14 protein-coding genes are annotated in these 13,766 nt (G+C 40.0%); 6 read left to right on the top strand and 8 right to left on the bottom strand.

Translation table 11 applies throughout. The features are described from left to right. Window positions 1-125: 125 nt before the first annotated feature. From pdxJ to hslR, 4 genes are all read right to left on the bottom strand, one after another. Window positions 126-875: a pyridoxine 5'-phosphate synthase gene (gene pdxJ / locus MXE38_RS00225; RefSeq protein ID WP_246909784.1), complete on the bottom strand. Its 750-nt coding sequence runs from the start codon at window positions 873-875 to the stop codon at window positions 126-128. 123 nt (window positions 876-998) lie between these two features. Beyond that, complete coding sequence (locus MXE38_RS00220) at window positions 999-2,228, bottom strand: MFS transporter (RefSeq protein ID WP_246909782.1); 1,230 nt, start codon at window positions 2,226-2,228, stop codon at window positions 999-1,001. Between the two features lie 80 nt (window positions 2,229-2,308). Then, a complete protein-coding gene (locus MXE38_RS00215; protein ID WP_246909779.1) occupies window positions 2,309-3,256 on the bottom strand; it encodes an Hsp33 family molecular chaperone HslO in 948 nt (315 codons plus the stop codon). A gap of 19 nt (window positions 3,257-3,275) precedes the next feature. Beyond that, complete coding sequence (gene hslR / locus MXE38_RS00210; protein ID WP_246909777.1) at window positions 3,276-3,656, bottom strand: ribosome-associated heat shock protein Hsp15; 381 nt, start codon at window positions 3,654-3,656, stop codon at window positions 3,276-3,278. 215 nt (window positions 3,657-3,871) lie between these two features. On the opposite strand from hslR, the gene nudE reads away from it, so the two are divergent. From nudE to argH, 4 genes are all read left to right on the top strand, one after another. After that, entirely contained in the window at window positions 3,872-4,480 is a 609-nt protein-coding gene (gene nudE / locus MXE38_RS00205; protein WP_246909776.1) for an ADP compounds hydrolase NudE, read from the top strand. A gap of 289 nt (window positions 4,481-4,769) precedes the next feature. Continuing rightward, window positions 4,770-5,678, top strand: coding sequence for an ornithine carbamoyltransferase (locus MXE38_RS00200; RefSeq protein WP_246909774.1), 909 nt, complete (start codon window positions 4,770-4,772; stop codon window positions 5,676-5,678). 12 nt (window positions 5,679-5,690) lie between these two features. Beyond that, window positions 5,691-6,926 (top strand): argininosuccinate synthase, encoded by a 1,236-nt coding sequence (locus tag MXE38_RS00195; RefSeq protein ID WP_246909771.1) that lies wholly within the window; start codon window positions 5,691-5,693, stop codon window positions 6,924-6,926. A gap of 175 nt (window positions 6,927-7,101) precedes the next feature. Continuing rightward, window positions 7,102-8,478, top strand: a complete 1,377-nt coding sequence (argH, locus tag MXE38_RS00190) for an argininosuccinate lyase (protein ID WP_246909768.1) — start codon at window positions 7,102-7,104, stop codon at window positions 8,476-8,478. Window positions 8,479-8,590: 112 nt separating this feature from the next. On the opposite strand, the gene dut is transcribed toward argH, so the two are convergent. The 4 genes from dut to MXE38_RS00170 form a co-directional block, all read right to left on the bottom strand. Then, the gene (dut, locus tag MXE38_RS00185; protein ID WP_246909766.1) at window positions 8,591-9,061 is read right to left on the bottom strand and encodes a dUTP diphosphatase; all 471 of its coding nucleotides are present in this window, start codon (window positions 9,059-9,061) and stop codon (window positions 8,591-8,593) included. A gap of 89 nt (window positions 9,062-9,150) precedes the next feature. Then, complete coding sequence (coaBC, locus tag MXE38_RS00180; protein ID WP_246909764.1) at window positions 9,151-10,491, bottom strand: bifunctional phosphopantothenoylcysteine decarboxylase/phosphopantothenate--cysteine ligase CoaBC; 1,341 nt, start codon at window positions 10,489-10,491, stop codon at window positions 9,151-9,153. A 415-nt stretch (window positions 10,492-10,906) separates the two neighbouring features. Continuing rightward, window positions 10,907-11,728, bottom strand: coding sequence for a CrcB family protein (locus MXE38_RS00175; protein WP_246909762.1), 822 nt, complete (start codon window positions 11,726-11,728; stop codon window positions 10,907-10,909). An 11-nt stretch (window positions 11,729-11,739) separates the two neighbouring features. Continuing rightward, the gene (locus MXE38_RS00170) at window positions 11,740-12,360 is read right to left on the bottom strand and encodes a CrcB family protein (RefSeq protein WP_246909759.1); all 621 of its coding nucleotides are present in this window, start codon (window positions 12,358-12,360) and stop codon (window positions 11,740-11,742) included. Window positions 12,361-13,320: 960 nt separating this feature from the next. Between MXE38_RS00170 and rpmB the strand changes: the two genes are divergently transcribed. Together rpmB and rpmG are read left to right on the top strand one after the other, a co-directional pair. Then, complete coding sequence (gene rpmB, locus MXE38_RS00165) at window positions 13,321-13,557, top strand: 50S ribosomal protein L28 (protein WP_027939686.1); 237 nt, start codon at window positions 13,321-13,323, stop codon at window positions 13,555-13,557. Between the two features lie 11 nt (window positions 13,558-13,568). Continuing rightward, window positions 13,569-13,739: a 50S ribosomal protein L33 gene (gene rpmG, locus MXE38_RS00160; RefSeq protein WP_027939687.1), complete on the top strand. Its 171-nt coding sequence runs from the start codon at window positions 13,569-13,571 to the stop codon at window positions 13,737-13,739. The last annotated feature ends 27 nt before the right edge of the window (window positions 13,740-13,766 follow it).

Genomic DNA, 13,766 nt, shown 5'->3' with positions numbered 1-13,766 from the left:
GAGCTTATAAAACCAAATTGAAAGTGTGCCTTAGTTAGTAGCTTTGTGCAATGTAATTGTCTGTTTAGTGCGAAAGTAATCGCATTTTGGAGATAAAAAAAGGCGCTGTTAACAGCGCCTTAATCTTATTGATATTGAGCAGGGAAGCGACGTGCTTCTTGCATGATTTTCTTCATTTCTTGAACTGCTTGTGGCAGGCCCACAAAAATAGCTCGGGCAATAATGCTGTGTCCAATATTGAGCTCTTCCATTTGTTCAATAGCAGCAATAGGGGCAACATTATCATAGGTTAGGCCATGACCAGAGTTAACGTGTAAGCCTAAATCACTGGCATATTGAGCCATACGAGCAATTTGCTCTAAGCATTCATGTCTTTCTTTTTTGCTCTTAGCATTAGCATAGGCACCAGTGTGAAATTCAATATAAGGTGCACCAACTTTATGAGCCGCATCAACTTGCTCTTTAACAGGGTCAATAAATAAAGAAACCTCAGTACCAACCTTAGCAAGGCGCTCTACGGCATTGCCAACCTTAATCATGTCTTTAGCTACTTGTAAACCGCCCTCGGTTGTTACCTCTTCACGTCTTTCTGGAACTAAACAGGCAGCTTGAGGAGCTAAAGCAACAGCAATAGCCATAACATCATCAGAAATAGCCATTTCTAAGTTGAGCTTAGTCTGGACTGTTTCTCTGATAATACGGACATCACGATCAGTAATATGGCGACGATCTTCACGTAAGTGAGTAGTAATGCTATCAGCACCGCCGAGCTCAGCTAAAGCACAGGCAGTAACAGGATCTGGATAGCTAACACCGCGGGCATTACGCACGGTTGCTACGTGGTCAATATTGACACCTAAATAAATGTTGCGCATAAATATTCTCGATTCAATAGAAGATCTTCTTTGTTAACAAATATTGTACCGCTTTATTTCATAAAACTTTGCTTTTGTACAAGAGACCTTTTTTAGTGCGTTAGCTGTACTTATTAGGGTGCACTAATTAGTTTTATTTTTAGTATCTGCTGGTTCTTTTAAAGGCAACAATAAGAAAAATGCTGCTGCCATAGCCACACAAGCGGTATAGAGCATAGCCTTATCAAGACCAATAATATCGCCTAAATAGCCTGTGAGCACGGACTCAATATAGCCTGCGCCAAAGGTAAAGCCTAACATCATGGATGCAGCAAAAGCTGAGCTGTTAGGTAATAAGCGTTGAGCCCAAACAATGGCATTTGGAGTGGAGCCATAGGCTCCTGCACCACATAAGAACAAGGCTAATAAAGAAATAAAGGAAGTATCGCAATAGTTTAGGAAAGTAATACTACCAATTAATGACACCACAAAAGAACCTAAAGTTACTTTTTTGGGGCCAAATTTGTCAGTAAGAGCTCCGCCTACTAAACCACCTGCTACACAGCCTAAGAGCATTACTACTAAGCAGCTGGCACCACTAATAGAGTCGTATCCTTTAGCATTAAAGAGCATAGGCAAGAATACTACAAAGGAGCAATAAGTCCAGGAGCGTAAAGCGATGGCGCTGTTGAGCACTAAAAATTGTTTGGAGGTAATAAGAGTACTAAATTTAGGGCCATCTTTAGGAGTAGCCGCTACTGTCTGAGCATTTTGTAATCTTTGCTTGTAAATGAGAACAGTAGTAATAATGGCTGGAATAGCCATGGCTAGTAAGTAGTTTTCACCAAAACTTTCAATAAAGCTGGCTACACATAATGGAGCAATAGCAAAGCCAATATTGCCACCTGCGATATAAATACTAGTACCTAGACCTTTATTATTTTCAGGAATGACCTTAGTAAGCACAGCTGCGCTTACAGGATGAAAACCTGATGAGCAAATGCCACAGAGCAATACAATTAAGATAATGCCCCATAAGTTTGGACTTAGTGTGGCTGCTGAGGCAAATAAAGCTCCAGTTAAAATAGAGAGCGGTAATAAGTAATTAAGGTTTTTGCGATCGGCTAAGATACCAATAGGTGGTTGAGCAAAGTTCATAGCCACAGTAAAAATCATATAAATAGTGGCACTTTGGGTATAAGAGATATCATAGCGGGCAGCTAGAATTGGTAAGAGCACAGGTAAAAACGCAGTATAGAAGTCGCTCATAAAGTGGCTAACACTCATTAAGCTGACGTTAAACCATGAGCGTACAGGCTCTTTAATACTTGGGTTGACTACATTAATTTCGGACACTTTTGATTTCTCAAGCATAAAAAAGCCAAAAAAGCTTTCTAATGTTGTTAGAAAGCTTAATTGGCGTGTGCAAAATAATTGATTGGAAAAATTTTAGGTTAGTCGCGAGCTTCTGCTCTTTCTAAGGCTTTTTCTTTTTCGCTCTTATTTAACAGCTCTTGAACTTCTTCTTGGGTGACATGATAGATCTTGCCACAGCTATTACAGGTCATATTTACCCCCTTAGGGTCATTAGCAATCTCTACTAAATCATCATGAGGTAGACCGCTAATAGCATTTAAGATGCGCTCTTGAGAGCAAATGCACTTGAAAGCAACTGTATTAGGTTCAAAAACACGCATCTTATCGTTCCAATAGAGACGACGTAAGCTTTCATTAAGGCTTAAATCAAAGAGCTCATCGCTAGTTAAAGTAGCGCATAAGGTAGATAAGTGCTCTAAAGACTCATGGTTGTTTTCAATTTCTGGAATGATCTGTAATAAGATACCTCCAGACTTACAAGCACCAACATCATGATAGAGCTTTAAGGTAGTATCGAGCTGCTCTGAATCTTTAAAATAGCTTTCAATAGCCTCAGAAAGATTGGCCTTATCTAAGTTAACAATACCTTGATAGCGAGTACCGCCCTCTGGGAAAGCACTGATAACTAAAATGCCACCTTCTCCTACTAAATCTTTAAAACTAGCATCATCACATTGAGCTTGTTGATCCCAAGAAACATTGCCGTAAAAGTTAAGGTTTTTATCAATATTAATAAAGGCAAAGTTCATAGCCTTTGGACCTTTACCACATTGAATTTGTACGGTTACTGTGCCATTAGCCTTTAAGGTGGCAGCTAGTAGTACCGCAGCTGAAGAGAGCTCAAGCATCAGAGCCTTAACACAATCAGGGTAGTGGTTAATATTCTCTAAAAGCTTCTTAACAGGATCGTGCATGTGCACTATTTCGCCACGTACGCCATGCTCTTCAAATAAAAAACGAACCACACTGTTTTCTTGAAGATTTTCTTCAACTACAACGCCCATAATTTGCTTGTTATCGTCCATAACTAAACCTTTAGTGTAATTATTCTTTGCCCATCAATTGCTTCAAATTGCCCAGCTCACGGCGCTCTTTTTTGTTAGGTTTGGTGTCTGGGTGAGGATTAATTAAAGCCGCTAGTTTATTCAAACGAGCTTCCTCTTGGCGACGCTCAATACTTTCGGCTGTTTCCTCATATAAAGTTATTGCCACACTAGCAGGCCCTCTGACATCAGAAATAGCCTTAACAATTACTTCTTTACGGGAAAAACCTTGTAGCAATTTAATTTTCGCACCCACCTCAACGTTACGAGATGGCTTAGCTTTGGCTCCATTGTATTCGACCTTGCCGCCTTCAATCATTTGGCGGGCTAAAGAGCGAGTTTTATAAAAACGAGCAGCCCATAACCATTTATCAATTCGCACTGAATTGAGGTTATCTTTGATTTTTTGCTTATCTTCTATAGTCACTTTAGTCGCAATAATTGGTTTCAAACTGATGGTCAATTATAGCATTATGAAACCTAAGAGCTTTATACAAAAAAAGAGATCACTTTGGTGCATTAATAAATTATGCAAGTTTAGAAAGGGTGATTTTTTGCAAGATAAAAATACTTGTCGTATTATGGCTTGATGATCTCATGATTTTATCTTGTCATAGCTTTATCTTCGGTGTGAATATGGATTTAAGCGCCCTCAATAAGACCCTCCCTAAGGTTGCCAATCGCAAAGTACATCAAGCCTCCCGTATTTTTAGAGTCGAGAGTATGGATCTTACTTTCTCCAATGGCGTACAAGCTAATTACGAGCGCATTATGGGCGGGCGTGGAGCAGTAATGGCTGTTCCTTATGATGGCCAACATTTTTATTTAACAGTAGAGTATGCTGGTGGTGTGATGGCTTATTTACTAGGCTTGGTCAAAGGAAAAATCGACGAGGGTGAAAGTAAAGAGCATGCTGTAGTACGTGAGCTAGAAGAGGAAATAGGCCTAGGTGCTCGCAAGCTAACTTTATTAAAACATGAAATGACAGTAGCTCCTGGCATGCTTGATCTAAGAATGTATTCTTATTTATGTGAGGATTTATATCCATGCTCTTGTTGTGGTGATGAACCAGAGCCTATAGATATAGTAAAGCTTACTCCCAATGAGGTCAAAGAGCTGATATTTAATGAAAATTCAGTCCTTACAGAAGGTAGAACTATTGCTGCTCTAACCTTAGCTTTGCATAAAATTGGTGCACTAAGTTAATCGCCGCTCTTTATTTGTGCACATGTAATAATGTTCTTAAATAGTAAGATAATAAATCTAAGCGATATTGGTAGTGACTTTAGCCTGTTTTGCCTAAATTCTAAGGCTCTTTATAGCTAAGATTTACTATCGAGTATTGATTAGTTCTTTAATTAAAATTCACATAGCGCCCTACTGCTTATTGAAAGTAATTAAGCATTGGTAGATGCGCTTTTTGTGTTTTAAGGGCTAACAAAAGGCTATCCCCATAGCTATACTGGGCATTATTTTGAACAATGAAGGAGTTCCAATGCAGCATCTTTTAACTGGTTTTGAATTAGACCAAGACGGATACCATCAACTTATCGACCTTGCTCAAAGCATGAAGGCAGATCCAAAAGCCTATCGACGAAAGTTAGATGGAATGAGTGCTGCCTTAATGTTCGAAAAGCCTTCGCTACGCACTCGTACCACCTTTGAATTGGCTATGTTTAATTTAGGCGGTCATGGTGTTTACCTAGATCTTGGTAAAGGTGATTTAGGCGTACGTGAAACTGTTCCTGACTATGCTCGTAACCTCTCTCGTTGGGTAGATTGTTTAGTAGGTCGTGTCTTCAAGCAAACTACTTTAGAGGAGTTAGCAGCTACTGGCTCTGTTCCTGTAATCAATGCTTTATCTGACTTATATCATCCAGCTCAGGCAATGGCTGACTACATGACAGTAAAAGAGCACTTAGGTAAAGTCCAAGGGGTGAAATTAGCCTATTTAGGTGATGGTAACAATGTTGCCAATTCCTTATTAGTAGCAGGCGCTATTTTAGGTGCTAATGTTACATGTTTCTGCCCTAAAAATTGTGGCCCTGATGTACAGGTATTTAAGCTTGCTCAAGAGCAGGCTCAAAAATATGGTGCCACTTTAGATGTAACTGACGATCTATCCTTACTTAAGGACTATGACGTCTTATATACCGATACCTGGGTTTCAATGGGCGATGACACTCCACTTGAAGCCGTTAAAAAAGTCTTTATGCCTTACCAAATCAATGAACAATTAGTTGCAAGTTCTAATGCTAAATTGGTAATGCATTGTTTACCAGCTCATCGTGGCTATGAAATTACTGATGAAGTAATGGATGGTGAAAAATCCGTAGTCTTTGATGAAGCTGAAAATCGTCTCCATATTCACATGGCACTTTTAGCCACTTTGCTCAATCCTTAGAGGAACACTCAGATGCAAAAGCAAGAGAAAAAGCAGTACAAGAAGGTATTATTAGCTTATTCAGGCGGTCTTGATACTTCAACCATCGTACCTTGGTTAAAGGAAAACTATGGTTGTGAAGTAGTTTGTTTTGTAGCAGATGTAGGTCAAGAGCGAGAGGACTTAGAGGGCATTGAGGAAAAGGCTAAGAACTCAGGTGCTACTAAGTGCATTGTAAAAGATTTACGTGAAGAGTTCGTTCGTGATTATGTTTTTGAGACCTTTAAGACTGGCGCTCTTTACGAAGAGTCTTACTTATTAGGTACTGCTATTGCTCGTCCAGTAATTGGTAAGGCCATGGTAGAGGCTGCCTTAGCCGAGGGCTGTGATGCTATTTCTCACGGCGCTACTGGTAAGGGTAACGACCAGGTTCGTTTTGAAAGTGCCGTTGCTGCTTTAGCCCCTCATTTAGACGTTATTGTTCCATGGCGTGAGTGGGATTTACGTTCCCGTGAAGATTGCTTAGCTTATTTACAGGCTCGCAACATTCCATGTAAGGCTACTTTAAAGAAGATTTATAGCCGTGATGCTAATGCTTTACACATCTCCACTGAAGGTGGCGAGTTAGAGCACACCTGGAATGCAGCCTCTGAGAACGTTTGGACTTGGACTGTTGATCCTCTCAAGGCTCCAGATACTCCAGAGACCTTTGAGCTTACCATTGAGCAGGGCGTAGTAACTGAGATTGATGGCAAGAAGGTTAGCGCTTTTGAGTGCTTAGATGAGCTTAATACTCGTGGTGCCCGTAACGGCGTAGGTCGTATCGATATTACTGAGAACCGTTTAGTTGGTATGAAGTCCCGTGGCTGCTATGAGACCCCAGGCGGTACCATTATTCACCACGCTTTACGTGCAATTGAGCAATTAGTTTTAGATAAGACCACCAGAATTTATCGTGATCACTTAGCTATTGAGTTTGCTCAATTAGTTTATGATGGCCGTTGGTTTACTCGTTTACGTGAGATCCTCCAGGCTGGTGCTGATGAGCTTGCTAAGGACGTAAATGGCAAGGTAGTAGTTCGTCTTTACAAGGGCAACTGCGACATTATCCAGAAGGATAGCCCAAATAGCTTATTCAACTTTGACTTCGTAACCTTTGGCGCTGACAATGTTTACGATCAGGCTGATGGTAAGGGCTTCATTCAGCTTTACTCCTTACCAGCACGTATTCGTGCTTTAAATGCAGAGCACAGAAAGCAAGCTAAGTAATCCTTAGTTTACTTTTTGGCAAAAAAGCTTGGTTTGGTGCTACTGAACCAAGCTTTTCAACTCTTAAAGGCAAAACCAAGCCTTGCTTAAAATATTTAGCAGCACTGCTTGGTTTTGTCTTTATTTTAACTACGCCCTTGTTAGGGCCGTTCATACTTTTTTAGAGGAAAGCATTATGGCTTTATGGGGTGGAAGATTTACCCAAGATAGTGATGCACGTTTTAAGCATTTCAATGATTCTTTAGTTTTTGACTATCGTTTATTCCATGAGGATGTTGAAGGCTCTCGTGCCTGGGCTCAAGCTTTAGTTACCGTAGGCGTATTAAGTGAGCAAGAGTGCAGTGATCTTACTAAAGCTTTAAATGAGCTTGAGCAAGAAATGACTGGCCGTGAAAATGAAATTGCTGTTGCTGGCGATGAGGATATTCACTCTTATGTAGAGCGCCGCTTAATTGAAAAGGTCGGTTCTTTAGGTAAGAAGCTCCATACTGGTCGCTCCCGTAATGACCAAGTAGCTTTAGACTTAAAGCTCTTTTGCCGTGGTGCTTGCGACACTATCTTACAGTCTATTCGTTCTTTACAAAGAGCCTTACTTAAGGTGGCTGATGAAAACCAGGGCGTAATTTTCCCAGGCTATACCCACCTCCAAAGAGCTCAACCAGTTACCTTCTCACATTTTTGCTTAGCTTACTTACAAATGTTAGATCGTGACTATGTGCGTTTGTATAATGCCCGTGATCTCTTAAATGTATGTCCTTTAGGAAGTGCTGCTTTAGCTGGTACTGCCTATCCTATTGATCGTGAGGCTTTAGCTCAAAGCTTGAATTTTAAGGCTGCTACTCACAATAGCTTAGATGCTGTATCTGATCGTGACCATGTGATGGAGTTACTCTCTTGTGCCTCTATTAGCTTGGTACACTTATCACGTTTAGCTGAGGATTTAATTATTTATAACTCAGGTGAAGCTAATTTCATTGAGTTATCCGATAAGGTAACCTCTGGCTCTTCTTTAATGCCTCAAAAGAAAAATCCTGATGCCTTAGAGTTAATTCGTGGTAAGGCTGGCCGTGTCGTGGGCGCTTTAATGGGTATTTTAACTACAGTTAAGGCACTGCCTTTAGCTTACGATAAGGACTTACAAGAGGATAAGGAAGGTCTTTTTGATGCCTTAGATACTTGGCATGAGTGCTTAGATATGATGTCCTTAGTATTTGAGGATATTAAGCTCAATAAGGACAAGATCTTAGCTGCTGCTAAGGGCGGTTATTCTAATGCTACTGAGTTGGCTGACTACTTAGTATCCAAGGGTGTGCCATTTAGAGAGGCTCATGACATTGTAGGTCAAGTAGTACTTTATGCTATTGATCAGAAAAAGGCTTTAGAAGATCTCTCAATTGAAGAGTATCAAAAGTTTAGCAAGGTCATTGAGAGCGATGTTTACCCAATCTTACAGTTTGAGAGTATTCTTGCTAAGCGTAATGTTTTAGGTGGCGTGGCTTTAGAGCAAACTCAAAAAGAAATTGCTCAGCTCAAGCAATTACTTGCCAAGTAATTACTGGCCAAGCAATTGCTTGCCAAGTAATTACTCGTAAAAAATCATAAAAAAGGCTGTTCTTTAGGCAAATTAAAGAGCAGCCTTTTTTGCTTTTTTGCTTTATCGGCTTTTATTTGTGCCCAGTAGAGCCAAAGCCTAGAGTGCCGCGATTAGTGAGTTCAAATTCCTCAACTTGTTTAAAGGTAGCACGCACAATAGGTAAAAACATCATTTGGGCAATGCGATCGCCTACATGAATAGTAAAAGGCTCGTCAGAGCGATTCCATAAAGGCACCATTAATTGTCCCTGGTAGTCAGCATCAATGAGGCCAGTAAGATTTCCTAGCACTATGCCATGCTTAAAACCAAGGCCAGAGCGTGGTAAAACAGTGGCGCATAAATATGGGTTTTTAATATAAATTGCAATACCTGTAGGTACTAAAATAGTACTATTAGGAGCTACTATAGTGTCTTGTTCAAACATAGCTCTTAAATCAACAGCAGCGGCCATGTCACTTTCATATTGAGGTAAAGGAAAAAGGCCTTGTTTAAAGCGCTCATCTAAAACTTTTAATTCAATTTCAACGTCGCATTGACTCATAAAGGGTGTAGCTCTTATAAGGGTTTAATAAAAAAAGCCTGACTATTAAGCCAGGCTCCCAATTAGTAATGATTGATTACTAGTGATAATTAGTTCTTCTTATGGCTGAGCTTTTCTTTAAATTGAGAAATGATCAGTTCCATTAAGAGATCAGCTAGTTTAATTTTGCTCATTTTACCAAAGGTGCAAACTTCTCCCTCAGGGCTGTAGACAGTAGCAGCATTATCATTAGAACCAAATCCAATTTCACTGCCACTTACATCATTGCAGACAATTAAATCGAGCTTCTTACGAACGATTTTTTCTTTGGCATTTTCTTCAAAATTATTGGTCTCAGCAGCAAAGCCTACAGTATAAGGACGGTCTTCGTCCAAGTGGCCTACATAAGAGACAATATCTTCATTGCGTACTAACTCTAAGGTTAAAAACTCACCATGGTCTTCTTTCTTGAGTTTAGTACTCATAGGCTCAATGAGTCTATAGTCAGCAACGGCGGCACAGCCAATAAAGATATGAGCTTGACCTACTTGAGACTTTACCGCATCAAGCATTTGGCTTGCGGTAGAAACATCAATACGTTTAACGTTATTAGGGGTAGCCAAGCTGGTAGGGCCTGAAATTAAGGTGACATCAGCACCCATAGTAGCAGCCATTTGAGCTAGGGCATAACCCATTTTTCCTGAACTACGATTGGTAATGACTCGTGCAGGATCAATAATTTCTTCAGTAGGGCCAGCAGTAATAACAATCTTTAAGCCTGCGCCATGAGACTTAGGTAAGAGCTTAGTCTGGGTTAAAGCGGTTGGCTCTTGTGGCTTTGGTAGACAAGTAGTGCTATTGATATCGTAAGGAATAGCTACATTCTCATTTAATAAAGAGCAAATATAGGCAAAAATATCATCAACATTACGCATGCGACCCATGCCAGTGTCACCACAAGCAAGCTCACCCTCCTCAGGTGCAATAATATAAAAACCACGATCTTGTAAGGTTTTTAAATTATTTTTAGTAGCTGGATTTAAGAGCATGCGAGTATTCATCGCAGGAGCGATAACTACAGGACAAGCAGAGGCTAATACTGAGGTGGTAACGGCATTGTCAGCCATGCCCATGGCAAATTTAGCAATAGTATTGGCTGTTGCAGGGGCGATTACGTATAAGTCTGCGTCTTTAGTAATAGCAATGTGATCAATACCTTCTGCATCGTCAAAAACTCCAGTCATGACCTCATGATGAGTAAGAGCAGCAAAGGTAGCTGGGGTAACAAATTTGGTGGCAGCTTCTGTCATTACTACAGCGACTTGAGCGCCGTTTTTAACTAGCATACGGCATAATTCACAACTTTTATAAGCTGCAATGCCACCTGTAATGCCTAGTACTATCTTACGATTTTGAAGCAGTAATTGGCTCATGGAGTTCTCCTTAAACATGATCTCATCATCCTTAAAAAAATTTAGCTACCAAGAACCTATACTCTATTGATGCACTAATTAAGCATTGATGTGAGTTAAGTTAATTGGTGTCAGATTAGTTGTAACTTTGAACCAATCATATTTGAGCTTAATGGGGGAGGATGATTAAGATCTTCACTAATTAATATATGGAGCCGCACTCCCAAAATTCAAGCTCATATCTAATTTTAATTTAGTAATGATAAAACTAAAGCGAAAAATACTACTCTTTTTTAAGATCGTGAGACAACCAGTGCTTTTGCCACCCTCACGACCCTAAAATTTAGCTGCAGCTCAAGGAGCTGGCCTCAGGCCCAGGCCTTAGGGCCAGGGCCTGTGTGCTTGGGGGATAAAAAAAGACTCCTATGAGAAACCATAGGAGTCTTTTTGGGGATTATTTTTTCTTGTTTTTGCTCTTATTCTTGGCGTTTTGCTTGGCTAGGTGCGAGGCTACTGTGCCTTGCATTTCGTCCATCATGCCATTGACGTATTGGAGCTGATCCTTAATGGAGGTAAAAGGCTCTAAAGGATCGCCTAATTCTCCTTTTTTATGGGCATCTTGAAGCATTTGCTCAAAGCCATAAGAGGCGCACTTATCATCAATTACACTTTGGTTATAGCGCTCAGTTAAGGCCAGCATTAAGCGTAAATGAATCATGGCCTTTTGCTTGAGCTCATCCCTTTTTCCTACTAATGGGCCTAAAGCAGAGTCGATATGCAAGGGCACATTAAGAGCTTTTAATTCTTCAAAACCTGCTTTTACCTTATCAAATTCTGCTAGCAGCATTTTATATTGGAACAGATAGCGGGAGCGGGCTAGCATACTCATTTGTCTCTTACGTTTAAGGACAAACTTTAAGAAGTAATTACATGCTAAATAGCCAGCAAAACATAGCACTATGTAAGCTAATAAAATACCTAATAAATAAGCAGTAGCGATAAAGAGATTATCTTGAGCGCTGGCAATAGAAAACATAGCTAAAGGAGTGAAAGTTGATAATCCTCCTAAGAAGCCAATATTAACAAAGCAATGGAAAAACTTGTTATCTGACCAAATACGATAGTTGTATAAAGCGTAAGAAATGCCTAACAATAAGCAGGCAGCAATATTACTAATAGTAAAAGCATGCAGATCAGTGCCATCAATTAAGAAGCGAGTAATACAACCAAAGCCACCGCCAAAGAAGACAAGCATATAGAACATAAGTTTATTCACGACACTACTCCTTATTGCTTCTCATTAGATAAATCATTAATGCTTTCAAGAGCATTATGCTCAGGCTCTGAGTAGGCAGGTTCTGAGTGGGCAGGCTCGGAGCCTGGATTAGAAGCTTTCTCGTCAGCTTGCTCGGTTGGGGAGACTTCATGAAGGTGATCGTGCATATAGGCATCATGTTTTAAAGATTCTTGAAGAGCTCGGCTTTGCTCTAAAAATAAAGCAGCATCGCTATTTTCTGTATAAGAATCTTTTACAAAGTTACCTAAAGTAGAACCCAAAGCTGCAAAGAGTACACCAGTGATGGTGGTAAGCATGACATAGCTTGCAATCACCAAGAACATCTTTTTACGATGTCTTTTATCAAAGTAATGATTAAGTACGTCGCCTGCAAAAGCAGATAGGGTACCCATACCGCCAATTAATCCAACTGATAGGGCAATACTAATTTGCTCAGGCAAAGTAATGCTTAAAATAAAACCGCCTAGCAATGCAGCTAGCATATTGATAATTAAGGTAGGGAGTGGAAAAACGAATACAGCGGGCATAGCTAAGATAAAAATTACCGAAGCACGAACAATAGCTCCTAAACCGCCAAAGGTAAATACAGTTACAAGTAATTGCCAAGACATAATTTTGCGCTCCTTAACAACAATAAGCCTTAAGTTTGGTCAAGGCCTATTATTAGCTTGCTCATTATATAGCAGACCTCATATTCAGTCAGTGCTTGTTTGATTGGTGGGCAGTAAAATTACGTTCTCATTATGGCTTTTAATAAGAGCTAGAGGCCCTATTGTAGGTACATTGTTAAGTGTGTTTGTTAAAATTAACAGAAATATCAAGATTTTTTTTGCTTTTCTTTTGATCTTTGTGATGCAATCGTCTATAATCTCAAAGCTATTTTTCGGTATATGGAACACAGCTCTTTAAGTGTCATTACTTAAATGAGTTTTTTTGTTTTTTAAGCCTATCGTTAATCCATGATTAACTTTTTTCTATTAAGTAGCGCTCTTGCCTGTAACTTATAACGGGCTTTTGCTTGATAGCAGAGATAACGCCATCAAAGGGCTGATGAGCAATCTTTGGAACTAAGCTTAATTTTAGCGCCCTAGCATATTAAGCTAGCTCAGGCTTTTTTACCCATATAGTTTATGATTTAGAGCTCAAGACTATTTTGCTGGTAAAGAACAGTAATTTTTACTGTAGAAAAGAACAAAGTGTTTCCCATACTAAGCTACCTTGCATAATAAGGTTGGCATCGCTTGATACCAGAGGTGTATAACGTAAGCTTGGGAAAGCGTGCGTAATGGCTAATTGCACTACTGCAGGCCACTACTAAGCGTTAACTAATGCGCTTTAGCGTCTGCCCTCAGTTCTAACAGCCGCCACATCCAAATGACAGGGAAGCTATTTTTTATTAATAATTTCATGAAGGTACACGTTGCCTCTACCTAGCTTATAAAAATCGCACTTATGCGATCATAATGCTTTTTATATGGTAGAATAGCGCCCGTTTTGTTGTACCTTTAACATGGTTACAGCTCTAGTTAGGTGCTGTGACCCGTATAAGTATATTTGGAGTGTGACTAGACATGTCCAGAGTTTGCCAAGTTACGGGCAAGCGCCCGGCAGTGGGCAACCATCGTTCCCACGCTAAGAATGCTGCTAAGCGCCGCTTTCTTCCAAACTTAAAGTATCACCGTTTCTGGGTTGAGAGTGAGAGCCGCTTTGTAAGATTGCGTGTTACCACTAAGGGTATGCGTACTATTGACAAGTTGGGTATTGATGCCGTTCTTGCTGATATGCGCGCTAACGGCGTTAAGATCTAAGGGAGTGTATCATGGCTAAGAAAGGTGGTCGCGAGAAGATCCGTTTAAATTCTTCAGCAGGTACCGGTCATTTCTATACTACTACTAAGAACCGTCGTACTACTCCAGGTAAGATGGAGATCATGAAGTACGATCCTGTAGTACGTAAGCATGTTCTTTACAAGGAAGGCAAGATTAAGTAATTAATCTTGAGTTCTTTAAGGACCAAA

Source organism: Anaerobiospirillum sp. NML120448, assembly GCF_023050945.1.
GTDB lineage: Bacteria > Pseudomonadota > Gammaproteobacteria > Enterobacterales > Succinivibrionaceae > Anaerobiospirillum.
This window is presented reverse-complemented; position numbering and strand designations above follow the sequence as displayed.

Bases quoted from the DNA above. Each gene is read 5' to 3' on its own strand.
- pdxJ (WP_246909784.1), bottom strand. From the start codon at position 875: ATGCGCAACATTTATTTAGGTGTCAATATTGACCACGTAGCAACCGTG.
- MXE38_RS00220 (WP_246909782.1), bottom strand. From the start codon at position 2,228: ATGCTTGAGAAATCAAAAGTGTCCGAAATTAATGTAGTCAACCCAAGT.
- MXE38_RS00215 (WP_246909779.1), bottom strand. From the start codon at position 3,256: ATGGACGATAACAAGCAAATTATGGGCGTTGTAGTTGAAGAAAATCTT.
- nudE (WP_246909776.1), top strand. From the start codon at position 3,872: ATGATTTTATCTTGTCATAGCTTTATCTTCGGTGTGAATATGGATTTA.
- MXE38_RS00200 (WP_246909774.1), top strand. From the start codon at position 4,770: ATGCAGCATCTTTTAACTGGTTTTGAATTAGACCAAGACGGATACCAT.
- MXE38_RS00195 (WP_246909771.1), top strand. From the start codon at position 5,691: ATGCAAAAGCAAGAGAAAAAGCAGTACAAGAAGGTATTATTAGCTTAT.
- argH (WP_246909768.1), top strand. From the start codon at position 7,102: ATGGCTTTATGGGGTGGAAGATTTACCCAAGATAGTGATGCACGTTTT.
- dut (WP_246909766.1), bottom strand. From the start codon at position 9,061: ATGAGTCAATGCGACGTTGAAATTGAATTAAAAGTTTTAGATGAGCGC.
- coaBC (WP_246909764.1), bottom strand. From the start codon at position 10,491: ATGTTTAAGGAGAACTCCATGAGCCAATTACTGCTTCAAAATCGTAAG.
- MXE38_RS00170 (WP_246909759.1), bottom strand. From the start codon at position 12,360: ATGTCTTGGCAATTACTTGTAACTGTATTTACCTTTGGCGGTTTAGGA.
- rpmB (WP_027939686.1), top strand. From the start codon at position 13,321: ATGTCCAGAGTTTGCCAAGTTACGGGCAAGCGCCCGGCAGTGGGCAAC.
- rpmG (WP_027939687.1), top strand. From the start codon at position 13,569: ATGGCTAAGAAAGGTGGTCGCGAGAAGATCCGTTTAAATTCTTCAGCA.